A 23,576-nucleotide genomic window follows, 5' to 3' on the forward strand; every position below is an offset into this window, starting at 1 on the left:
TTAGCGATGGCCGTAAACGCGCGGCCGCGTGTAGTAATCGATCAGTGGAACGGTAATATTCGCCAGCAGTACCGCAAAGGCCACGCCGTCAGGATAGCCGCCGAAGCTGCGGATCAGCCATACCAGCAGCCCGGCCAGCGCGCCAAAGACCAGCCGTCCACGATTAGTGGTAGAGGCGGTAACCGGATCGGTCAGGATAAAGAATGCGCCCAGCATGGTTGCGCCGGAAAGCAGATGCATCTGCGGCGTCGCCAGACCGTCGGCGGAGAACAGCCAGCCCAGGGTCGCACAAACCCCGAGGCTCAGCAGGAAGCTGACAGGGATATGCCAGCGAATCGCTTTCTGCCACAGCAGGAAGACGCCACCGGCCAGATAAGCCAGGTTGACCCACTGCCAGCCAACGCCCGCCAGTGCGCCCTGATAAATCGCTCCCTGCATGATCTGCGTCACCGGCTGGCCCGCGTGCAGGGAGGTTTTAAAGTTATCCAGCGGCGTTGCCTGACTAATACCGTCGATACCCATCCGCAGGGCGTTCATATCGCTCCCGGCGGCGGTATGGCCGGTGAAGATCACCTGCACCGCATCCATCAGGCCCGGAACGCTGGCGGCAATACTGTAAGGCGGTAGCCACAGGGTCATCTGCACCGGGAAAGAGATCAGCAGCACAACATAGCCAATCATTGCCGGGTTAAACGGGTTATGGCCCAGCCCGCCGTACAGCTGTTTGGCGATGATCACTGCAAAGGCGGTGCCCAGCACCACCATCCACCAGGGCGCGAACGGCGGAATACTGATGGCCAGCAGCAGGCCGGTCAGCCAGGCGGAGTTATCGCCAAGGATAGCGGCAACATTCTGTTTGCGCAGTCGCAGCACGGCCGCTTCGGCACCCCATGCGGTCAGGCTGGCGAGCAGGATCTGGATAAGCGTTCCCCAGCCGAAGAACCAGGTTTGCACGGCGATGCCCGGCACGGCGGCAAGCAGCACCAGCAGCATAATCCGTGAGGTCTGTCGCTGGTTGTGGGTATAGGGGGAACTTGCGATTCTGAAAACCATTTAATCCTCGTTAACAGCCTGCTGAGCGGCTTTTTTCGCCTGAACGCGCGCAATCGCGGCGGCAACGGCCGCTTTACGCGGATCGTCATTGGCAGCTTCTTCATTATCGGTTTGTTGCGCCGCTTTACGCGCTTTTGCACGAGCAATGGCGGCTTCGACGGCGGCTTTACGCGGATCCACCGGCTCGGCGGCAGGTGTGACCGCCGGCTTCGCGGGCGTCTGCTGTTCAGCCTTGCGGGCTTTTGCTCTGGCAATGGCGGCTTCCACCGCCGCCTTGCGCGGATCGACCGGCTCGGCGACAGGTGTGACCTCCCGTGTCGCTGACGTCTGCTGCTCAGCCTTGCGGGCTTTCGCCCGGGCAATCGCCGCTTCCACCGCCGCTTTTCGCGGGTCGCTGACGTCTGCCGTTGCCTCTGGCGTCCGGGTCGCGCTGGCTTTCTCGGCCTGACGCGCACGAGCCTGGGCCTTACGCGCTTCGCGGGCCGCAATCACATCGCTGTTGTCGGGCTGGGCACCGGCCTGAACAATAACCGGCTGGGCAGCGTTTTGCTGTTTTTCACGCACCCGGGCAAGGGCGGCGTCAATGGCCGCCTGATCCTTCGCAGCAGGCTGTACGGCCGCCTGCTTATGACGTTCCAGTCGCGCCGCTTTATCCCGCTCAAGACGTGCCGCGCGCGCTTCAAAGCGCGCTTTGGCTTCCGCTGCGCGCTTCTCTTCCTGGGCGATGGCGTAAATCTCGGCTTTTTCCTGACGGAAATACTGCACCAGGGGGATGTTACTCGGACAGACCCAGGCGCAGGCGCCGCACTCGATACAGTCGGCAAGATTATGCGCCGTTGCTTTATCGTGCTGCTGACCTTTACTGAACCAGTAAAGCTGCTGCGGGAGCAGGTCGGCCGGGCAGGAGTCGGCGCAGGCGCTACAGCGAATACAGCCTTTCTCTTCCTGCGCTTCGCCGCCCATCTCGCTGACCGAAGGGGCCAGCAGGCAGTTGGTAATTTTGACCACCGGGACATCCAGCCACGGCAGGGTGAAGCCCATCAGCGGGCCGCCCATAATCACCATCTGCTCGGGCGACGGGCAGAATCCGGCAAACTCCAGCAGGTGACGCACGGGGGTGCCCAGGCGTGCCCAGACGTTGCCCGGTCGGCTGACGGCTTCGCCGGTCAGGGTCACCACGCGCTCGGTCAGCGGCTCGCCGTCAATCACCGCACGCTTAACGGCAAAGGCGGTCCCGACGTTCTGCATCAGAATACCAATATCGGAAGAGCGACCGCCGTGCGGCACCTGTTTCCCGGTCAGGATCTGGGTCAGCTGTTTTGCGCCGCCGGACGGATATTTGGTTGGGATCACCCGCAGGATAATATCGTGGACGTCACTCAGTACCGCACGCAGCATGGAGATCGCCTGAGGTTTATTATCTTCGATACCGATAATAACCTCACGCGGCTGCAGGACGTGGGCCAGGATACGTATCCCTTCGACGATCTGCGCCGCACAGTCCTGCATCAGGCGATCGTCCGCCGTGATGTAGGGTTCGCACTCGGCCGCGTTAATAATCAGTGTGTCGATCTTATCGCCGCCGCCGCGCAGTTTGTTCCCGGTAGGGAAGCCCGCGCCGCCAAGACCGGCCACGCCGAAATCATGGATACGGGCAATCAGCGCCTCGCGGCTCTGACGTTGATAGTCGGGCCAGCCGTCGCGATCGATCCAACGGTCTTCGCCGTCGGCGTCGATAATAATACTCATCTCCGCCAGGGCAGAGGGATGGGCGGTGCTATGAGGGGCAATAGCGGTGACCGTGCCCGATGTTGGCGCATGAACCGGCAGCATCCGGCCGTGGCCACGCGTCAGCGGCTGACCGCGCAGGACCTGGTCGCCGGGTTTCACGCACAGCTCACCCTCAGCGCCGATATGCTGTTTTAGCGGAATAACAAAACGGCTGGCCAGCGGAACCTGACGCAGCGGCGTGCCGTTCGATTGGGTTTTCATTTCCGGCGGATGGATCCCGCCGTTAAAATCCCAGATTCTGTCTTTGCGCAGAGCGGAAAATAGCTTAAACATGTTGTTCCACGGGAATAATGCGTACCGGAATGGTTTGCAGATCCCATTTCCAGCTTTCAGTGGTAGTGGCCGCCGGTTGCAGCGTAATGCACTGGGTCGGACAAGGTGCGACGCACAGATTGCAGCCGGTGCACAGGTCGCTAATCACGGTGTGCATGGCGCGGGTCGCGCCCACAATGGCATCGACCGGACAGGCCTGAATACATTTGGTGCAGCCAATACAGTTATCTTCATCAATGATCGCCAGCAAGCGCGCAGGCTGCTGGGCTTCTTCATCTCCGATGGGCTGCGGATCGACGTTTAATAGCGTGGCGATTTTGAGCATCACCGCTTCGCCGCCTGGCGCACAACGGTTAATACTTTCGCCCTGGCCCGCGACGGCTTCGGCGTAAGGGCGACAGCCCGGATAGCCGCACTGCCCGCACTGGCTTTGCGGCAGCAGTTCGTCCAGTTTTTCAACGACCGGATCGTCCTCCACCTCAAAACGGCGGGAGGCGTAGCCCAGGATCGCACCGAAAATTAATCCAAGCACGCTGAGCGTAATAATGGCCAGCCAGATTGCGCTCATTACAATTTCACCAGCCCGCTAAAGCCCATAAAGGCCAGCGACATCAGCCCGGCGGTGATCAGCGCAATGGCATTACCGCGAAACGGTGCGGGGACGTCGGATACCACCAGACGCTCGCGAATCGAGGCAAACAGCACCATCACCAGCGAGAAGCCGACCGCCGCGGAAAAACCGTACAGCGCAGACTGCATAAAGTTGTGGCCGAGGCTGATATTCAGCAGGGCAACGCCGAGCACCGCGCAGTTAGTGGTGATCAGCGGCAGGAAGATCCCGAGCAGGCGATAGAGCGCCGGGCTGGTCTTGCGTACCACCATTTCAGTGAACTGCACCACGACGGCCACGACCAGAATAAAGGCCATGGTGCGCAGATAGATAAGATCGAGCGGGATCAAAATCCAGGTGTCGATAAGCCACGCACAGATTGACGCAATGGTCATCACGAACGTGGTTGCCAGCCCCATGCCCATCGCCGTTTCCAGCTTTTTGGAAACGCCCATAAACGGACACAGACCGAGGAACTTCACCAGCACAAAGTTATTGACCAGCACGGTTCCGATAAACAGCAAAAGATAGTCAGTCATTATTCGACCTGAAACGAAAAAAGCCGCCTATTATCGGTCAAACCGGGGCAGGCGACAACATAGCAGATGTAAGGTTATTACGGATTAACAAAGGTGCGTTTCACGCGCTCAGAGCGCTTCAGGTAAGGCACGATCGCTGCCGCAGCCAGCAGCGGGAAAATCAGCTGTCGCAGAGCGAACTGGTCGGGCACCTGAGAAAAAGCAAAGGTTTTAAGCGCCAGCAACACCGAAATCAGCAGCCACAGAATATAGTGCTTTGGCACAATCCGGCGGCGCTTAAAGAAGGCAATGCTCAGCCACAGGGTGTAATACCACATGGCGACCGCGATAGCGCAGGAGAGAAACCACAGCGCGTCCTGCGCACGCAGGGCGGCAAAGGTTTGTGGCGTTAAGATTGCGTTAGCAAAAAGGAGCAGCCCAAGAGAGGTGCTAATCAACGCAAGCAGCAGCCAGGCCAGTGGACCCAGCAACCAGCCGCCAATGCGTTCTTCAGGCTTTACGGACATCAAAACTCCTCATCATCATTTCGCGCAGGAAAAGCGGCGTGCAGTATAAAACAGAAAGCGCGAAGGATGACAGGGCTACTGCACAAAGCGCCAAACGGATTTAGGCACTTCGCCGACATTATATAAGCGGCCGCCGGAAACCAGCTCCGCACGGCGGTGATCGGCGGCACGGTACATGTTAATGATCTCGTGGTTATCCGTCAGGCTGTAGTTGAGGTGATCAAATAACTTTTCCAGCGTTTCGAGAGAGCTGACTTTGCGGAATTTTAATAAGTAGTCCTGAACCGTCATTTTATAAAGCATCCCTGGTTATAATGAGTATTGTTGATTTGAATAATAAACGGAAAGAAATAAGCGTAAATAGTTCCCATCCTGCTGCCTGAAATTTAGGAATTTTCTTGTCAGAATCGCGAGTAAACAGGTGTCCAGAATGCACTATTTGCCGCGTCAGCCGTGGACTTCGCTCTTTTGCACCTGAGCGGTTGGCTCCGGTGACTGGTAATTATCGATATGGTGAGCGATCATCAGCAAACAGACCGAGAGCCCCACGACGACCCACCCGGCTAATTCAACAAGACGGTTGAAAACAGACGACATAATCTTTATCACAGTTACATAAGGGATAACAATGTTACCCATCACATTAAATAACAGCAAGTGGGATATCAGTGTTATCCTTTTATTCACTGTCCGTTGCCTTAATTATGAACAGTCGCGTTATTCCATACGATTGCGCAGGGGGAGTTGAGGCTGCGCAACACAGACCAGAGAGGCTGAATGATGAGTGATACTATTCGGGTGGGGTTAATTGGCTATGGTTACGCCAGTAAAACCTTTCATGCACCGCTGATCGCCGGCACCGTGGGAATGGAGCTGGCGGCCATCTCCAGCAGCGATGAGAGCAAAGTCAAAGCGGACTGGCCCGGCGTCCCGGTTGTGGCTGAACCCCGGCATTTATTTAACGACCCTTCCATCGATCTGATCGTCATCCCGACGCCTAACGATACGCACTTCCCGCTGGCAAAAGCGGCGCTGGAGGCGGGTAAACATGTGGTGGTCGATAAACCCTTTACCGTGACGTTGTCACAGGCACGGGAACTGGACGCGCTGGCCCGCAGCCTGGGACGTGTGCTTTCGGTCTTCCATAATCGCCGCTGGGACAGTGATTTTCTGACCCTGAAAGCGCTGCTGGCTGACGGCGCGCTGGGTGAAGTGGCCTACTTTGAATCCCACTTCGACCGTTTCCGTCCCCAGGTGCGTGACCGCTGGCGCGAACAGGCCGGTCCGGGGAGCGGTATCTGGTACGACTTAGGCGCGCATTTGCTGGATCAGGCGCTGACGCTGTTTGGCCTGCCGGTCAGCCTGACGGTCGATCTGGCCCAGCTGCGCCCAGGCGCGAAGGCCACAGACTACTTCCACGCGGTGCTGAATTATCCCCAGCGCCGGGTTGTGCTGCACGGTACCTTGCTGGCGGCGGCGGAATCGGCGCGCTATATCGTGCACGGTTCACGCGGCAGCTATGTGAAGTACGGTCTGGATCCGCAGGAAGAGCGGCTGAAAAACGGGGAACGTCTGCCGCAGGAAGACTGGGGCTATGATATGCGCGATGGCGTGCTGACCCGTGCGGAAGGCGATGAGCGGATCGAAGAGACCTGGCTGACGCTGCCGGGTAACTATCCGGCGTATTATGCCGGGATCCGCGACGCGCTGAACGGCAGCGGGGAGAACCCGGTGCCCGCCAGCCAGGCCATTCAGGTGATGGAGCTGCTTGAGCTGGGCATCGAGTCGGCGAAACACCGCGCGACGCTCAACCTGGCGTAATACCTCTGCCGTTCATTATGAGCGGCAGAGTGCGATCAGGCGCTGACGCGTGTGCGCAGCGCCTGTTTTTCTTCGGCGGATAAAAACGCCATCTCCAGGCCGTTAATCTGCGCCTGGCGGATCTGTGCCGGGCTTAACCCTGCCGCCGGAGCCGCAACCTGATACTCATGAATAATATCCACGCCCTGAACCGCCGGATCGTCGGTATTGATGCTGGCCCGCACGCCCTGTTCAAGGAAATGCTTCAGCGGATGCTGCGCCAGTGAGGCGACGGTGCTGGTCTGGATATTAGAGGTCAGACAGGATTCGATCCCAATACGCTGTTCGGCAAGAAACGCCATCAGAGCCGGATCCTCAATCGCTTTCACCCCGTGGCCGATACGCTCGGCTCCCAGCTCGCGAATCGCCTGCCAGATACTTTCCGGACCGGCCGCTTCACCGGCATGCACGGTGATATGCCAGCCGGCATCACGGGCGCGGTTAAAGTGGCTGAGAAACAGGCTGCCGGGGAAGCCCAGCTCGTCACCGGCCAGATCCAGAGCGGTAATACCGTCCCGGTGGGCCAACAGCGCTTCCAGCTCCTGAAGACAGGCGGCTTCGCCGAAGGTACGGCTTAAAATGCCAATCAGTTTTGCCTGCACACCCGTATCGCGACTGCCTTCACGCACGCCGGCAATCACCGCTTCCACCACGCCGTCGACCGGCAGATTGTGGTTCATGGCCATATAGCCCGGGGAGAAACGCAGTTCAACGTAGTGCAGACCGTTGGCGGCGGCATCCTGCATATTTTCATACGCCACGCGACGACAGGCGTCGAGAGAAGCGAGGACTTTGACTCCCCAGTCGAGTTTGGACAGGAAGCTAACCAGATCCGGCTCGTGGTGGGTAATCTGTACATGGGGACGCAGGGCATCGAGCGTATCGGCGGGCAGGGCAAGATTAAACTGGCGGCCAAGATCGAGAATGGTTTGTGCGCGGATGTTGCCATCAAGGTGGCGGTGAATATCGGTTAGTGGCAAGTTAAGGTCAATCATGGTCGCACTCTTTTTTTAGTTAAAGTGCGGCCTATTATAAAAAGATTCGGGGGCAAAAAGCGAGCTTGCGCAACACAAAGACTGTGTTGCGCTATTTCTGTTCATATAACGGCGTGAATACCAGCAATCAGCCGCTCAACGCCCTGTTCAAGTTTTGCCCGTGGGCACCCGGCGTTAAGACGGACAAAACCCAGCCCCTCTGCGCCGTAGGTTTCGCCCGGCATAATCGCGACCTTCTGGTGATGGATCAGTTCCTGCTGTAACGCCTGACCGTCGATACCCAGCGGACGCAGATCGATCCAGGCCAGATAGGTGGACTGCGGCGGCTGCCAGTTAAGGGCGGGGAAGGCGGCATTAAGCGCGTCGGCGACGGAGTGCAAATTGGCCTGCAGATAGTCGTGCAGGGCATCCAGCCAGGCCGCGCCGTCACGGTAGGCAGCAATATGGGCCACCACCGCAAGAACAGCGGGAGAAGAGAGGCCGTCCCGGTTTTTCAGCGCCTGAAACCAGGCCTCGCGGGAATCAGTGTCGCCAATCATTCCCCAGGCTCCGGTCAGAGCCGGAATATTGAAACTCTTGGAGGCCGAAGTAAACAGCGCCCAGGGCGAGCGGGCGACGCTGGACCAGGGCGTATGGACGCTGTCGCCCCAGACCATATCCATATGGATTTCGTCGCTGATGACCTTCACATCGTAGCGGGCGCAGAGTGCGGCCATAGTTTCCAGCTCCTCGCGACGCCAGACTTTACCGGTCGGATTATGCGGGCTGCACAGCAGCAGTACCCGGTTCTTCGGCTGCGCCAGGACCTGTTCCAGCTCCACCATATCGCAGTGCCACTCTCTGCCACCGTGGCGTAGCGGAACCGAAACCAACTTACGCTCGTTGCCGCTGATGGTTTTATAAAACGCGTCATAGGCGGGTGTATGCACCACCACGCCTTCGCCCGGCGCGGACCACTGGCGGATCATCTCCGCCACCATATAGATAACCGACGGGCCATAGACCAGGGTTTGCGGATCGATTTTGCAGGCAAAACGGCTCTGCATCCAGTACGAAATTGCTCCGGTAAAGTCGTCGTTATTCCAGCGGCTGTAGCCCAGTACCCCGTGCGCCAGCCGCTGCTGTAAGGCCTCCAGCACGCAGGGCGCGGTACTGAAGTCCATATCCGAAATGGTAAACGGCAGCAGATCGGCGACGCCGAAGCGGTCCGCCACGTAATCCCACTGGGTACACCAGGTCCCGTGTCGGTCTACCGGGATGGAGAAATCGAACAGTTCTGCCTTCATTACGCCTCTACCGTGTTCATGAGCACGACCATCTCATCCTTCACCGACTGGACCTGAGTCCCGATCACTACCTGCAAATTATGGGCATTGAGCTGGATCACGCCGATGGCCCGGTTGGCTTTCAGCGCCTCAGGGTTGACCTTATCCATCTCTTTGACCGACAGACGCAGACGGGTAATGCAGTTATCGAGACTGATGATATTCTCTGCGCCGCCCAGCGCTTCCAGAATTGCCGGGACATTGTAGCCGGACTTGCCCGTGACAACGGCGGCAGCTTTCTCACCGCCAGCCGCGGCTAACTCAGGATCGCGGCCCGGCGTTTTGATATTAAAGCGGGTAATAGCGAAGCGGAAAATCCCGTAGTACACCGCAAACCAGATCCCGGCCACGACAGGCACCATATACCATTTGGTCGACAGGCCGTGCAGAATGCCGAAGACCACAAAGTCGATGACGTTACCGTCAGTATTGCCGATAGTCACGCCCAGCACGGCCATGATAGTAAAGCCGAGACCGGTCAGCAGGGCGTGGATCAGATAGAGCGCTGGGGCGACAAACAGGAACAGAAACTCGATAGGCTCGGTGGTGCCGCCGACGGTACAGGCGATCACCCCGGAAATTAGCAGCCCTTTAATTTTGTGCCGATTCTCAGGACGTGCGCAGTGATACATGGCCAGCGCGGCTCCCGGCAGGCCGCCAAGGAAGGCCGGCATTTTCCCCTGCGAGAGGAAACGGGTGGCGCTTTCGGAGAAGCCGTGGGTATCCGGGCAGCTCAGCTGGGCCTGGAAGATCGTCAGCGCGCCGCTGACGCTATGGCCGCAGACATCCATCGTCCCACCCGCCTCGGTAAAGCGGATCAGGGCTACCAGAATATGTTGAAGGCCGAAGGGCAGCAGCAGACGTTCGCCGGTGCCGAAAATCATCGGGCCGAAATCCCCGGCGCTGTTGATAATGCGCCCCAGTCCGCCGATCCCGGCGGCGAAAACCGGCCAGATCAGCGGAATAACCAGACCGACCAGCCCCATTACGACGGTGGTGATAATGGGCACAAAGCGGGTACCGCCGAAGAAAGCCAGCGCGTCCGGCAGGCGGATGGTGTGAAAACGTTCGTGCAGCATCCAGACGATAATCCCGGCGATCACCGCCCCGAGGATGCCGGTATCAATTGCGGGAATGCCGATAACATTCTGGATATTGTGCGCCTTCAGTATCGCGGCATCAGTGGTCGGCAGAATACCACGGGCGGTCAGCCAGACATTGGTCGCCAGATTCATCACCGCAAAGCCGACAAAACCGGCAAAAGCCGCCACGCCCTTGTTTTCCCGCGCCAGCCCCAGCGGGATGGCGATACAGAACATCACCGGCAGGAAGCTAAAGGCAAAGGAGCCGATTTTGCTCATCCACATAAACAGCGCCTGCAGCAGCGGATGCCCCAGGGCCGGGATCAGGGTGATCACATCCCGGCTACCGAGTGAGCTACCGATGCCCAGCATGATCCCGCAGAAGGAGAGCAGGGCTACCGGCAGCATAAAGGTTTTACCGAGCTGCTGGAAAAACTCCCACAGGGTGATTTTCTGTACGGCTTTCGTCGTCATAAAACGACTCCTTGTTGTTAGGGGCTATCGTCGGGTGATGGCGAATAAAGGTAAAACGTTTTATCAAACTTTAGTGCGAGTAAAATCACATTATCGGGTGATAATGCACGTTATAAATACAAACTATGGATAAAACGTTTTATCTGTACAATTCATCAGGCTGGATAATCGACATGGCGATAGCAAAAAGGATCACTATCAATGATGTTGCGCTGGCGGCGGGCGTTTCCGTCAGCACCGTCTCGCTGGTGCTCAGCGGCAAGGGGCGCATCTCCCCGGCGACCGGGCAGCGGGTCAATGCGGCCATTGAGACGCTGGGCTTTGTGCGCAACCGTCAGGCCGCTTCCCTGCGCGGTGGGCAGAGCGGGGTAATCGGCCTGATCGTTGCCGACCTGTGCAAACCTTTCTATGCCGAGCTGACGACCGGTCTAACGGCGAAACTGGAAGCCGAAGGGCGTATGGTGTTTCTTACCCAGGGTGGTCGCCGGGGCGAGCACGTCCGGCAGCGTTTCGATACCCTGGTATCCCAGGGCGTGGACGGGATTGTGATTGCCGGTTCCCCCGGCAATGCGGGCGAACTGCTTGCTCAGGCGCAGGAGCACGGTATTCCGCTGGTATTCGCCTCCCGCGCAGGCTATCTGGACGATGTGGATACCGTTCGCCCTGATAACACCCTGGCGGCGCAAATGATCGTCGAACATCTAATCCACCGGGGCCATCAGCGTATTGCCTGGCTGGGCGGGGTCAGTTCATCCCTGACCCGCGCTGAACGCGTCGGTGGCTACTGCAGCATGTTGCTCAAATATGGCCTGCCGTTTCACAGCGAGTGGGTGGTGGAGTGTCCCGCCAGTCAGAAACAGGCGGCGGATGCGATTACCGCTCTGCTGCGACAAAACCCGACCATCAGCGCTGTCCTCTGCGACAACAGCGTGATCGCGATGGGGGCCTGGTTTGGTCTGGTGCGCAGCGGGAAACAGAGTGGGGAAGATGGGGTCGAGAGTTACTTTGAACAGCAGGTCACTCTGGCGGCCTTTGCCGATAAGCCCGAACAGGAGCTGGACGATTTACCGCTGACCTGGGTTACCACGCCGGCAAGAGAGATTGGTGAAGGGATCGGGGAGCAGATCCTGATGCGTATCGCTCAGGGAACGAGCAGCGCGCGGCATCAGGTTATCCCGCCCCGGCTGATTATCAGAAAATAGCCCCTCATCGAGGGGCTAAGCTGTTTTACTGCGCTGGCAGAGTAGACTGGCCCTGTCTTGCCATCATAAACATGATCATCGCCTCTTCCGGCGTCATGGTCTTACCGTTAAGCGTGATTTTACCGGCACCGTACTGCAGTGAAGAAACGATATTGTCTTTTTCACGCGTGGTCAGGCCGAATTGCTGCCCCATGGCGGCAAAGCGCTCGACCGTCATCGCTGCCATGCTGGCTGCAGACTTAGAATCGCGCCCTTCAAGTTGAGCAACCTGAGTCATCAATTGGGTCGCCATCGCTGCCGGGATCGTCAGCTTGCTGTCCAGCGATTTGACGCTACGGTCGATTTCTTCGCCCATTGTCTGCGGTACGCCGGTTGCACCGGACGGATCGTTCAGCTGAAGGGCGATGTTCAGGGTGGATTCGCCTTTGGCATTTTTCCAGCTAAGCGGCGCGACGGTTATGGTTGGTCCGCCCTTCAGCAGGATCGGCATCGAGCCAAAGAAGGCGGCGGTCATCTGCTGCTGATAGACCTGCGGGTCCTGCAGCAGCTCCGGCTGGGCGGCCAGGGCGTTCATTTGCGCCTGGTACTGCTGGTTAAACTGGTGCCATGCTTCGCCATCGATCTTGTCGATTTTCAGCGACAGCTTGCCGCTGCCCATATCCTGGCTTTGCAGCTTCAGACTATTCAGGGTGTAATCCAGACGGGTGTTGATTGCCTTACGATCGCTGGAAAGGGTCGATGCGGCGTCGAGGTTCATCCCGTCGATCACCGCCATCTGTTGCCCTTCGATGGCAATGGTCAGCTTGTCGAGACTCAGCTTCTGGCTGCCGATACGCTCGGAAAAATCGGTCATCTCGCTGGAGCCATCGGTTTTAAGATTGCTGAAGCTCATCTGAACGCGCTGGTTATACTCATTGAGGGTATCGAAATCGCCGCTCTTGATGTCGCCACTCAGGGCTAACTCTTTCCCTTCGCGATCGGCCTGCATACGCAGAGTACCGCCGCTGAAGGCCAGTTTTTCACCTTCCGCTTCATAATTCAGCGGTTCGAGCGTAATGCGGGAGTCGGTGGCGACGCTGTAGCCGACGCGGGTTTCGGCGCTGAACGGAGACTTCCCTTTGGCGGCGTCAAACAGCGGCTTGCTGACCTCGTTATTCACCAGCGTACTGCTGACCGATGCCATAGCAGGCAGCAGATTAAAGGACTTCAGCTGGGCGAAGGGGAAAGGACCGTGATCGACACTTTCATCAAACACCACCTGCTGACCCGGCTTAAGCCACGGGCTCTCTTTTCCGGCTGCAGGCTGGATAACCAGCTGTAAATGGCTGCTGAACAGGCCGCGCTGGTAATTCTGATAGCTTAATGCAAGGGCGGCTTCCGGTGCGGTGCTGTTTAGCTGCGCGTTGGTCTCTGCAATCATATCGGCAAAGCGTGCTTCCATCTGCTTTCCGGTAAACCATGCGCCTGCGGTCCAGACAACGCCCAGAGCGGCAACAACACCCACGGCGACAAGCGATTTTTTCATAAGGGATCGTCCATAAAAAATAAAAACCAGGTGGAAAATTCCGCCCGGCTGTGTATGTAGAGGCGTGGCTAAAGCTTAGCAATAGCCACTAAAAATTTCAGTAACTTACTATAGCTTATTATAAACACGTGCCAGTCGGCCAACGCCGCCGACGGCGACTGGCTGCTCATCATAGCTGACAAATGCCGATTCGCCGGGCTTCAGGACCAAACGCTGGTCGCCCTGGCGCAGAATGGCTTCGCCCTCAACGCAGAAAAGAATTGCGGCGCTACGCTGGTCGATAGTGGTTTCCTGCACGGAAAGGTCATACAGGGCGAAGGCGAAATCCTCGACCGGGATCGGGAAATCCAGCATGCCGTCGTGCTTCTCCGGCTGAGTCAGCAGCTCATCCGCCGGCTTGGCGACAAACTTGACGTTGGCGACCAGCTCAGGGATGTCGATATACTTCGGCGTCAGCCCGGCGCGCAGCACGTTATCCGAGTTGGCCATCACCTCAAGCGCCACGCCGCGCAGGTAGGCATGCGGGGTTTCGGCGAACAGGAACATGGCTTCGCCTGGGTTCAGTTTGACCACGTTCAGCAGCAGCGGGGAGAACAGGCCGCTGTCGTCAGGGTAGAACTCGGCAATGGCGCGAATGGTCTGCCAGGGTTCGCCCTGCTGGCTATTAAGTGCGGCTTTCAGGATCGCCAGCGCACGGCTTTTCTCATCGCCCTGCATATTCAACAGGCTGGCAAACAGCTGGCTCAGGCGTTCACCGTTCGGCTCCTGCAGGAAGTGCGCGATGGCGGTATGGGCACCGGCCACCGGCTGGAGCAGGGCGACGATATCGCTAAACTCGCGGAAGGCGTTCATCGCCAGGAACGGGGTAAGGGCAAATACCAGCTCCGGCTTATGGTTGGGGTCTTTATAGTTGCGGTTGGCCGCATCCAGCGGGATACCGGCGCTGTTCTCGCGGGCAAAACCGATTTCCGAGTTCTGCTTATTCGGGTGAACCTGGATGGAGAGCGGCTGATCGGCGCACAGCACTTTGAACAGGAACGGCAGTTCGCCAAAGCGGCTGGCGACGCCGTCGCCAAGCAGGGCCGTTTTATCCGCATCGATAATATCGCGCAGGACGTGGATATGGCCGTCGGGATCCTGCACTTTAGAGCTGCTCTTCGGATGTGCGCCCATCCAGAGTTCCGCCATGGGCAGCCCCTGTGGGTTCGCTATGCCGTAGAGTTCCGTTAACGCAGTTGTACTTCCCCAGCCGTAGTTCTGCACTGAGTTGATCAGTTTTTGCATCATCAAGCCCTGTTGTTAATAGAAATATTGATGGCAGGTATTAAACCAATAAAGCGGCGGGATGTAACCTGCGCAGATAAAAAGTCGTATTAGTCTCAGTTTTTGTTAAAAATTTGTGTAGGATAAGCGGACTCGCTGGTGAACAGAGCAAATGGATAATTTGCCCGGTAATTAATCCTTCAGGCAGTAAGTGAGAGCACAATGTCGAATAAACCATTTTTTTATCAGGATCCTTTCCCGTTAGAAAAGGACCACACCGAATACTATCTGTTAAGCCGTGACCACGTTTCCCTTGCTGAATTTGACGGCCAGCAAATCCTCAAAGTTGATCCTCAGGCCCTGACGCTGCTTGCGCAGCACGCCTTCCACGACGCCTCCTTTATGCTGCGCCCGGCCCATCAGCAGCAGGTGGCGGACATCCTTAACGACCCGCAGGCCAGTGAAAACGACCGCTACGTGGCGCTGCAGTTCCTGCGCAACTCGGATATTGCGGCGAAGGGTATTCTGCCGACCTGCCAGGATACCGGCACGGCGATTATCATGGGCAAAAAGGGTCAGCGCGTCTGGACCGGCGGCGGCGATGAGGCGGCGCTGGCGCAGGGGGTGTACAACACCTATATCGAAGATAACCTGCGCTACTCTCAGAACGCGGCGCTGGATATGTACAAAGAGGTCAATACCGGCACCAATCTGCCGGCGCAGATCGACCTCTACAGCGTTGACGGCGACGAGTATAAGTTCCTCTGCATCGCGAAAGGCGGCGGCTCGGCCAATAAAACCTATCTCTATCAGGAAACCAAAGCGCTGCTCTCTCCGGGCAAGCTGAAAAACTACCTGGTCGAGAAAATGCGCACCCTCGGCACCGCGGCCTGTCCGCCATACCATATCGCTTTTGTGATTGGTGGCACCTCGGCGGAAGCGACGCTAAAAACCGTCAAGCTGGCCTCGACCAAGTACTACGACGGCCTGCCGACAGAAGGCAACGCCCACGGCCAGGCCTTCCGTGATATCGCCCTGGAGCAGGAACTGCTGGAAGAGGCGCAGAATCTGGGCCTCGGCGCGCAGTTCGGCGGAAAATACTTTGCCCACGATATTCGCGTGGTGCGTCTGCCGCGCCACGGCGCCTCCTGCCCGGTCGGGATGGGGGTCTCCTGCTCGGCGGATCGCAATATCAAAGGCAAAATTAACCGCGACGGTATCTGGCTTGAGAAGCTGGAAAGCAACCCCGGCAAGTATATCCCTGAGTCCCTGCGTCAGGCGGGAGAAGGGGAAGCGGTGAAGGTCGATCTCAACCGGCCGATGAGCGACATTCTGGGTCAGCTGTCACAGTACCCGGTTTCTACTCGTCTCTCCCTTACCGGCACCATTATCGTGGGGCGTGATATTGCCCATGCGAAGCTGCAGGAGCGGATGGATCGCGGCGAAGGTCTGCCGCAGTACGTGAAAGATCATCCAATCTACTACGCTGGCCCGGCCAAAACGCCGGAGGGCTATGCGTCCGGTTCACTGGGGCCGACCACGGCAGGACGCATGGACTCCTACGTTGACCAGCTCCAGTCCGAAGGCGGCAGCATGATTATGCTGGCAAAGGGCAACCGCAGTAAGCAGGTGACCGACGCCTGCCATAAGCACGGCGGTTTCTACCTGGGCAGCATTGGCGGCCCGGCGGCGGTGCTGGCGCAGAGCAGCATTAAGAGCCTCGAATGCGTCGAATACCCGGAACTGGGGATGGAAGCCATCTGGAAAATCGAAGTTGAAGATTTCCCGGCCTTTATCCTGGTGGATGATAAAGGCAACGACTTCTTCCAGCAGATCCAGTCCGGCCAGTGCAGCAGCTGTCTTAAATAATCTCTACCGCCCTTCGGGGCGGTTTTTTTGCGCCTTTTTTAAGCGCACAAAGCACTAAACCGCGACCGTTTTCGCGACAATACTGATAACACCGCTGGCAGGCGGGCAATGTCGATACTGACCATCTTTGACTGACAGGAGAAAGTAATGACAACGCATCGCAGTGAGAAGGATTCAATGGGTGCCATCGAGGTGCCGGCAGATAAGCTGTGGGGAGCGCAAACCCAGCGCTCGCTGGAGCATTTCCGTATCTCAACGGAAAAAATGCCGCTCTCGCTAATCCACGCCCTGGCGCTGACCAAGCGCGCGGCGGCAAAAGTGAATCAGGATCTCGGCCTGCTGGCGGCTGAGAAGGCCACCGCCATTGTCAACGCCGCCGACGAGGTGCTGGCTGACAAGCACCCGGATGAATTCCCGCTGGCTATCTGGCAGACCGGCTCCGGTACCCAGACCAATATGAATATGAACGAGGTGCTGGCTAACCGGGCCAGCGAGCTGCTGGGCGGCGTCCGGGGGATGGAGCGTAAAGTGCATCCCAACGATGACGTCAATAAAAGCCAGAGCTCCAACGACGTCTTCCCGACGGCGATGCATGTTGCGGCGGTGATTGCCGTGCGCGAACATCTGCTCCCACAGCTTAAGGTGCTGACGACGACCCTGGCCGAAAAGTCCCACGCCTTCGCCGATATCGTCAAGATAGGCCGTACCCATCTGCAGGATGCCACGCCGCTGACGCTGGGCCAGGAGATCTCCGGCTGGGTGGCGATGCTTGAGCATAACCTGCGCCATCTTGAACACGGCCTGCCGCATCTGAGCGAGCTGGCGCTGGGCGGGACGGCGGTCGGTACCGGGCTGAATACGCATCCTGAATATGCCGAAAGGGTAGCGAAGGAGCTGGCGGCCATTACGCACCAGCCGTTTATCACCGCCCCGAACAAATTTGAGGCGCTGGCAACCTGCGATGCGCTGGTGCATGCCCACGGCGCGCTGAAGGGCCTGGCGGCCTCGCTGATGAAAATTGCCAACGACGTGCGCTGGCTGGCCTCCGGCCCGCGCTGTGGGATCGGTGAAATCAGCATCCCGGAAAACGAGCCAGGATCGTCGATTATGCCGGGTAAAGTTAACCCGACCCAGTGCGAAGCGCTGACCATGCTCTGCTGTCAGGTGATGGGCAACGATGTCGCCATCAACCTGGGCGGCGCATCCGGCAACTTTGAGCTGAACGTCTTCCGTCCGATGGTTATCCATAACTTCCTGCAGTCCGTACGCCTGCTGGCCGACGGGATGGAGAGCTTTAACGAGCACTGCGCCACCGGTATCGAACCGAATCGCGAGCGCATTGAGAAACTGCTGAACGAGTCTCTGATGCTGGTGACCGCGTTGAATACCCATATCGGCTATGACAAAGCGGCTGAAATTGCCAAAAAGGCGCATAAAGAAGGGCTGACCCTTAAGGCGGCCGCGCTGGCGCTGGACTACCTCACCGAAGCGGAGTTCGACAGCTGGGTCAGACCGGAGTCGATGGTCGGCAGTATGAAACCGGCGAATTAATCCGCCAGGTACAGGTGCAGCCGGGGGATCATTAGCGTCAGCGGCTGCGCCTGAGGTTTATAACGGTGCTGAATATTTTCGGCATCGTAATCCAGCAGTTCCCCGATATCCGGCACGCTGACGCCACCCGTGCCGCTTATCAGCGCAATCAGCGGGGTCGGGCAGGCGTACTGGACCTGCTTTTGCTCGCCCGCATACCAGACCCGGGCCACGGGCTGGACCTTCACCGGTCTTTTGATCTTCAGCCGCGCCTTTTCCGGCAGAGCGGCAATATCCTGATACTCCTGCTCAAGCTTTGCCTGCCACTGCTCACGCGTCCAGGGCGTGACCGCCCGCGGTGACTTCAGGCTTTTCTCCAGCTGTGCAAGCACCTCATTGCGGGTCAGGTTCTTAATAATATGCTTATTGGCCCAGCCAAAACGCAGGGTGGCCGGATCGTTAATCACCGTCAGGGTGCGATAGGCGTTAAGGGTGATCAGCCCCGGTAGATGGCGGTGAACCCATTCGAAGCGGGCAACGGAAGGCAGGCCGGATTCGACGGTGACGATCTGTTCGAAGGTGCTCTTGAGAGCGTTGATATGCTGGATCTGCGCCATCAGCGCCTGCTGCTGCGCCGCGTCGACCTGAAAACAGAGAACGCCCGGCAGCCGCACGGCGGCCTTGCTGCTGCGTTTTTCCGACTGCTGCTGGATAAACAGATGGCTGAAATGGGCGAGGGCGAGGGTCTGCGCCTCGCGACCCAGGCGCTGGCGGACGTGGATTTTATCCAGGGGCGAGTGCTCATCGCCTTTGGCGACCTCGGGCAGCTCAAACACCCGTGCGGCCAGCAGCCGCTGCTCTGCCAGCGATGCTTTAAGGGTGAACAGCTCCCGCTCGATTTGCCGGAAGGTATCGTTAAGCCGTTCAACCCGATCGTATCGCGCCATTGTGACCCTCATTAGTTACAACATACTCTATGATTTTTTACTTTACGCCGACTGAAGCATCGGCGCAAGGCGTTGTCAGGCAGGGATCAACGGCGGCAGCGGGCGGCTGACCGGCCAGCTAAAGCGAAAGCGTGCGCCGCCGGTCGGGCTGGCTTCGCAGGTCACTTCACCCTCCATCGCCTGGGCGATAGAGTAAACGATGGCCAGCCCCAGGCCGCAGCCGCCGGTGGCGCGATCCCGGCTGGGGTCGAGGCGTACAAAGGGCTCAAAGACACGCTGGCGCTCGTCGGGATCGATCCCCGGTCCGTCATCATCCACGGTCAGGGAGGCGAAACCGTTATGGCACGTTAGCTGTGCATCGACCCGTTCACGACTGTAGCGCAGGGCATTATTCAGCAGATTATCCAGCACCCGCTCCATCAGTCGCATATCCAGCGCGCCGTAGTCGGCGATATCCAGCAGGCCGACGGTCACGACGCGCTGGGGATTGACGGCCTGGACGTCCTGCACGTGGGTGTTAAGCCAGGCGGGCAGGTCGGGAGTGCTGAGGATCAGCTCATTCTGGGGACGGTCGAGGCGGGCGTAGGTCAGCAGCTCGTCAATCAGCGCATCCAGCTGGCTGATATCGCGGTTCAGGGCCTGCGACTCCTCGTCCGTCAGATTATCGCTCATCTCCAGCCGGTAACGCAGTCGTGCCAGCGGGGTACGCAGCTCGTGAGCGATGCCGTCGATTAGCCGCTTTTTACTGGCGATCAGGGCGGTGACGTTATCGGCCATCTGGTTAAAAGCCACGCCGAGGCGCAGAAAACTGGAATTGCTGTCGAAATGAATGCGCTCCGTCATATGTCCGTCGCCAAAGCGCTGGGCAGCGCTTTCAAGCCTGAGCATCTCCTGCCAGTGCGGACGAACCCAGATAAAGACCGGTAGCGCAAGGGAGATGGCGATAAAAGCCATCAGAGCGATATCGAGCAGGCGCATTTCGTGGAGGAAGAACAGATAGGGAACCGGACCGACGGCCAGCACGTAGTTGCTGCGCGGAATACGCTGAATAAAGGTGTACTGATCGTCGAGCGCGACGATATCACCGGCGCGGAGGTGGCGCATCGAGGCCGGGTCGAGGTGATAGCGAGAAAGCGGTTCGACCTGCAGATCGAAGGAAAGATTGAGATCCATCTCTTTCAGCGTCTTGCCCCATTCATGGGGAGGGATTTCCCGCAGTTCACTGCGCATCAGGTAGAGAGAGCTTTTCATCAGATCGTCGAGCGACTGCCGTCCGGCCCGCTCAGCGGTGAATTTATACACCAGCCCGACCAGCATGGTCATCACCAGAAAGCAGACAAACAGCAGGAGATAAAACTGAACGAAAAGTTTTTTCATAACCGATCCGGTTGCGCTTAGTTATCCCAGGCGTGGGGAGCGAACAGATAGCCTTTATTGCGCACTGTCTTGATTCGATAAGGTTCGGTGGCGCTATCGAGCAGCTTTTTCCGCAGCCGCGAAATGGCGACGTCAACGCTGCGATCCAGCCCGTCATAGCTGACGCCGCGCAGATTTTTCAGCAGGGCATCGCGGTCCATAATCTGCCCGGCGTGGGTTGCCAGTTCCCACAGCAGGTCAAAATCGGCGGTAGAAAGCGGAATGTTTTCACCGGCCAGCAGCACCTGGCGGTTAACGGGGTCAATGGCCAGAGTGCCGAAACGCAGCGCCTTATGCGGCGTCAGCGCGTTCGGGGAGGGCTCGGCCTGCGACGACGACAGATGCTGACGCAGATGCAGGCGCAAACGGGCCAGCAGCACGGCGGGCGGCGTCGTTTTGAGGATATAGTCGCTGGCGCCCATCTCCAGAGAGAGGATATGGTTCATATCGCTGTCCAGCGAGGTAAGCAGGACTATCGGTCCCTGCCACTGGCCGCGTAGATCCCGGCACAGGGTCATGCCGTCTTTACCAGGCAGCATAATATCCAGCAGGACGAGATCGGGTTTTTCCGCCGCAATACGGGCTTCAGCGCAGTCTCCACGCGGTTCAATGACCACATCCATATCATGCTTGCTTAAATAAGCGGCGATCAGCGCGCCCACTTCAGGATCATCTTCGACAAAAACGATTTTGTTCATACGCCACAGGCTTTGGCAAAAGAAAAGAACATACACCGCCAGCAGGACGGCTGCTATTACTCGTTCATCAATTGATACACTTCCGCTATGCTGCTCGCAGTGGTAATGAAAACGTAAGGCAAAATGGGATGGGATTGTTGATTAAAGCCGCGCTTGGGGCGCTGGTGGTGGTACTGATAGGCATACTGGCAAAAACCAAAAATTACTATATCGCCGGGCTGATCCCGCTGTTTCCGACCTTTGCGCTGATTGCGCACTATATCGTCGCCACCGAGCGCGGGATAGAGGCGCTGCGCGCCACTATCGTTTTCGGAATGTGGTCGATTATTCCCTATTTTCTCTATCTGCTGTCGCTGTGGTATTTCACCGGCTTTTTGCGCCTGCCGCTGGCGTTAACCGGCGCGGTAGTCTGCTGGAGCCTGAGCGCGTGGATCCTGATCGCCTGCTGGAGTCGTTTTCACTAACGCAGCGGGCGACCGCCGTCGAGGCCGAAGGTGCGGCCGGTGACGTAGCAACTGGTGAGCAGATAATCGATCAGGTCGATGATCTCTTTTTCACCCGGCGCAATTTTCATCAGCGATTTGTTCAGCGCTTTCTGACGATACACGGCGTCGTCGCTCTCATTAAACAGTAGCAGCGACGGCGCGATGGCGTTGACTTTCACCTCCGGTGCCAGCTTGCGGGCGAAGGAGCGGGTCAGGTTGTCGAGCGCGGCTTTGCTGGCCGCATAGGCGATATGCTTGTCGCTGCCGCGCTCCGCCACGTAGTCGGTAATATGAATAATATCGCTGGCGGCGTGGCCGATGCCGCGGAGCCGATCTTCCAGGAGATGGTTCAACAGATAGGGGGCATGAACGTGGATCTGCAGCATCGTCGTCAGCACGTCGGTGAGCGGCGTCCCCGGCTTTTCAGCCTGCCAGCAGCTGGCGTTATGAATAATGGCCCGCAGCTGCCGGGTATGGCTCTTAACCTCGTCGGCAAAGGCCAGAATGCCGTCATCCGTTGCGAAATCAGCCTCAATACAGACCGCGCCCGCCGCACAAAGTCCCTCGATAGCCGGGTAGTGGGTGCGGTAGCTGATAATTACCGGCTGCTGCTGGTTAAGAAAATGGTGGGCCAGGGCAAGGCCAATACGGCGGCCTGCGCCGGTTATCAGGATCGGGCGGGGCTCTGTCTGTCCCATCGAACTCTCCATTGGCGAACGATGGGGCATCGCGATTTACCCCATCAGCATCCAGGTTGCCGGAACGGCGGCAACCAGTAACAATCCCATTAGCGCCAGCTCGCGGCGGCGCAGCACGCTGTTGTGCTCGTGCGTACTGCGGGCATAGAGAAAGACCAGCAGGCCCGGCGCATACAGCACCACCGATAATAACAGATGCATCGGGCCGGAAGCATAGAGTAACCATAAGCCATAAATACAGGCCCCGATAGCCACCGCCTGATGCAGCGGACGGGTGGCGACCTTCAGCAGAAACGCGCCGACCAGGAAATAGGGCACCAGAATCATCTCTGAGGCGATGGTCAGCAGGGTATTGTAGTCGGAGCCGGTCAGCCAGATCAGCACCAGGCAGACCTGCACCGCACTGTTGGTCAGCCACAGGGACGCCGACGGCGCGTTGTTTTTATTCTGGCGGGCAAAGATGCGTGGGAAGGCTTTATGGTTGGCGGCCAGGAGAGGCACTTCTGCGGCCATAATGGTCCAGCTCAGGTAGGCACCGCACACCGAGACAATCAAACCGGCGGCAATAATCACTTCTCCCCACGGCCCCATCATCTCCACCATCAGGCTGGCCATCGACGGGTTGCGCATACCGGCAAGCTCGGTTCGCGGGACCACACCAAGAGAAAGCAGGGTCACCAGCAGGTAGACACCCAGCGCGGCCAGTACCGCCAGCAGTGTAGCTTTGCCGACGTCGCGCTTATTACGCGCCCGGGCAGAGACCACCACCGCGCCTTCAACGCCGATAAACACCCACAGGGTGATCAGCATGGTGTTTTTCACCTGCTCCCAGACCGGTACACCCAGCGCCACGCCTTCAAAATCGAGGCTAAAGGTGTCGCTGCTAAAGGCGATGGCCGCGAGGATAATAAACAGCCCCAGCGGCAGCAGTTTGGCGAGGGTTGCCAGCAGGTTGATCCCGGCGGCGGTCTGTACGCCGCGCAGCACCAGGGCATGAACGACCCACAGCAGCACAGACGCGCCCAGCATGGCCTGCCAGGTATTGCCGTCGCCAAACAGGCGCAGGCCCGGGCTGTCGGTAAAGAAGCTCAGGGCGGAAAAGACAATCACCAGATAGGAGACGTTGGCTATCACCGCGCACAGCCAGTAACCCCAGGCGGAACAGAAGCCGATCAGCTCGCCAAAGCCTTCGCGAGCGTAGGTAAAGATACCGCCGTCCAGTTCCGGGCGCAGGCGGGTCAGGATCAGCATGGCAAAGGCCAGCAGCAGGATCCCGACGCCGGTAATGGACCAGCCAACGATCAGCGCCGCCGGACTGGCCACCGCAGCCATATTCTGCGGCAGGCTAAATACCCCCGCGCCGAGCATGGAGCTTAAAACAAGGGCGGTCAGGGCACTGAGGCTGAGTTTCTTTTCCATGGGCATCCGCATTAAC

22 protein-coding genes are annotated in these 23,576 nt (G+C 58.4%); 5 read left to right on the top strand and 17 right to left on the bottom strand.

Annotated elements, in window-relative coordinates; genetic code table 11:
* From rsxD to blr, 7 genes are all read right to left on the bottom strand, one after another.
* Entirely contained in the window at positions 1-1,053 is a 1,053-nt protein-coding gene (gene rsxD / locus EDF81_RS02160; RefSeq protein ID WP_123345814.1) for an electron transport complex subunit RsxD, read from the bottom strand.
* On the bottom strand, positions 1,054-3,117 hold the full coding sequence (gene rsxC / locus EDF81_RS02165) for an electron transport complex subunit RsxC (protein WP_123345815.1): 2,064 nt from the start codon (positions 3,115-3,117) through the stop codon (positions 1,054-1,056).
* On the bottom strand, positions 3,110-3,685 hold the full coding sequence (rsxB, locus tag EDF81_RS02170; protein ID WP_123345817.1) for an electron transport complex subunit RsxB: 576 nt from the start codon (positions 3,683-3,685) through the stop codon (positions 3,110-3,112). The genes rsxC and rsxB overlap by 8 nt, the downstream gene beginning before the upstream one ends.
* Entirely contained in the window at positions 3,685-4,266 is a 582-nt protein-coding gene (gene rsxA, locus EDF81_RS02175) for an electron transport complex subunit RsxA (protein ID WP_123345819.1), read from the bottom strand. The genes rsxB and rsxA overlap by 1 nt, the downstream gene beginning before the upstream one ends.
* Positions 4,267-4,343: 77 nt before the next feature.
* A complete protein-coding gene (locus EDF81_RS02180) occupies positions 4,344-4,772 on the bottom strand; it encodes a DUF2569 domain-containing protein (RefSeq protein WP_123345821.1) in 429 nt (142 codons plus the stop codon).
* 75 nt (positions 4,773-4,847) lie between these two features.
* Entirely contained in the window at positions 4,848-5,063 is a 216-nt protein-coding gene (gene ydgT / locus EDF81_RS02185; protein ID WP_123345823.1) for a transcription modulator YdgT, read from the bottom strand.
* Positions 5,064-5,219: 156 nt separating this feature from the next.
* On the bottom strand, positions 5,220-5,369 hold the full coding sequence (gene blr / locus EDF81_RS02190; RefSeq protein WP_123347647.1) for a division septum protein Blr: 150 nt from the start codon (positions 5,367-5,369) through the stop codon (positions 5,220-5,222).
* Between the two features lie 183 nt (positions 5,370-5,552).
* Between blr and EDF81_RS02195 the strand changes: the two genes are divergently transcribed.
* Entirely contained in the window at positions 5,553-6,593 is a 1,041-nt protein-coding gene (locus tag EDF81_RS02195) for an oxidoreductase (protein ID WP_123347648.1), read from the top strand.
* A gap of 35 nt (positions 6,594-6,628) precedes the next feature.
* On the opposite strand, the gene add is transcribed toward EDF81_RS02195, so the two are convergent.
* The 3 genes from add to malX form a co-directional block, all read right to left on the bottom strand.
* Positions 6,629-7,627 carry an adenosine deaminase gene (gene add / locus EDF81_RS02200; RefSeq protein WP_123345825.1) on the bottom strand — a complete coding sequence of 333 codons (999 nt, stop codon included), beginning with the start codon at positions 7,625-7,627 and terminating at the stop codon, positions 6,629-6,631.
* Between the two features lie 101 nt (positions 7,628-7,728).
* Entirely contained in the window at positions 7,729-8,913 is a 1,185-nt protein-coding gene (locus tag EDF81_RS02205) for a MalY/PatB family protein (protein WP_123345827.1), read from the bottom strand.
* Positions 8,913-10,508, bottom strand: coding sequence for a maltose/glucose-specific PTS transporter subunit IIBC (gene malX, locus EDF81_RS02210; protein ID WP_123345829.1), 1,596 nt, complete (start codon positions 10,506-10,508; stop codon positions 8,913-8,915). The genes EDF81_RS02205 and malX overlap by 1 nt, the downstream gene beginning before the upstream one ends.
* A gap of 173 nt (positions 10,509-10,681) precedes the next feature.
* Here malX and EDF81_RS02215 point away from each other — a divergent pair, with 173 nt between their 5' ends.
* Complete coding sequence (locus EDF81_RS02215; RefSeq protein WP_123345831.1) at positions 10,682-11,710, top strand: Mal regulon transcriptional regulator MalI; 1,029 nt, start codon at positions 10,682-10,684, stop codon at positions 11,708-11,710.
* 25 nt (positions 11,711-11,735) lie between these two features.
* Here EDF81_RS02215 and EDF81_RS02220 read toward each other — a convergent pair whose 3' ends face one another.
* On the bottom strand, positions 11,736-13,235 hold the full coding sequence (locus EDF81_RS02220; protein WP_123345832.1) for a YdgA family protein: 1,500 nt from the start codon (positions 13,233-13,235) through the stop codon (positions 11,736-11,738).
* Positions 13,236-13,343: 108 nt separating this feature from the next.
* Positions 13,344-14,519, bottom strand: a complete 1,176-nt coding sequence (manA, locus tag EDF81_RS02225; protein ID WP_123345834.1) for a mannose-6-phosphate isomerase — start codon at positions 14,517-14,519, stop codon at positions 13,344-13,346.
* 201 nt (positions 14,520-14,720) lie between these two features.
* Between manA and fumA the strand changes: the two genes are divergently transcribed.
* Together fumA and fumC are read left to right on the top strand one after the other, a co-directional pair.
* On the top strand, positions 14,721-16,367 hold the full coding sequence (fumA, locus tag EDF81_RS02230; RefSeq protein ID WP_123345836.1) for a class I fumarate hydratase FumA: 1,647 nt from the start codon (positions 14,721-14,723) through the stop codon (positions 16,365-16,367).
* A 147-nt stretch (positions 16,368-16,514) separates the two neighbouring features.
* Positions 16,515-17,918 carry a class II fumarate hydratase gene (gene fumC / locus EDF81_RS02235; RefSeq protein WP_123345838.1) on the top strand — a complete coding sequence of 468 codons (1,404 nt, stop codon included), beginning with the start codon at positions 16,515-16,517 and terminating at the stop codon, positions 17,916-17,918.
* On the opposite strand, the gene tus is transcribed toward fumC, so the two are convergent.
* The 3 genes from tus to rstA form a co-directional block, all read right to left on the bottom strand.
* Entirely contained in the window at positions 17,915-18,844 is a 930-nt protein-coding gene (gene tus, locus EDF81_RS02240) for a DNA replication terminus site-binding protein (protein ID WP_123345839.1), read from the bottom strand. The two genes, fumC and tus, sit on opposite strands and share 4 nt — an antisense overlap.
* Positions 18,845-18,919: 75 nt before the next feature.
* Positions 18,920-20,221: a two-component system sensor histidine kinase RstB gene (gene rstB / locus EDF81_RS02245; protein ID WP_123345841.1), complete on the bottom strand. Its 1,302-nt coding sequence runs from the start codon at positions 20,219-20,221 to the stop codon at positions 18,920-18,922.
* 17 nt (positions 20,222-20,238) lie between these two features.
* The gene (rstA, locus tag EDF81_RS02250; RefSeq protein WP_123345843.1) at positions 20,239-20,958 is read right to left on the bottom strand and encodes a two-component system response regulator RstA; all 720 of its coding nucleotides are present in this window, start codon (positions 20,956-20,958) and stop codon (positions 20,239-20,241) included.
* A 128-nt stretch (positions 20,959-21,086) separates the two neighbouring features.
* On the opposite strand from rstA, the gene EDF81_RS02255 reads away from it, so the two are divergent.
* Positions 21,087-21,422, top strand: a complete 336-nt coding sequence (locus EDF81_RS02255; RefSeq protein ID WP_123345845.1) for a GlpM family protein — start codon at positions 21,087-21,089, stop codon at positions 21,420-21,422.
* Here EDF81_RS02255 and folM read toward each other — a convergent pair.
* On the bottom strand, positions 21,419-22,141 hold the full coding sequence (gene folM, locus EDF81_RS02260) for a dihydromonapterin reductase (protein ID WP_123345847.1): 723 nt from the start codon (positions 22,139-22,141) through the stop codon (positions 21,419-21,421). The genes EDF81_RS02255 and folM overlap by 4 nt on opposite strands.
* 36 nt (positions 22,142-22,177) lie before the next feature.
* Entirely contained in the window at positions 22,178-23,560 is a 1,383-nt protein-coding gene (locus EDF81_RS02265) for an amino acid permease (RefSeq protein WP_123345848.1), read from the bottom strand.
* Positions 23,561-23,576: the final 16 nt, after the last annotated feature.

The sequence above is a fragment of the Enterobacter sp. BIGb0383 genome (assembly GCF_003751845.1).
In the GTDB taxonomy this organism is placed as follows: domain Bacteria; phylum Pseudomonadota; class Gammaproteobacteria; order Enterobacterales; family Enterobacteriaceae; genus BIGb0383.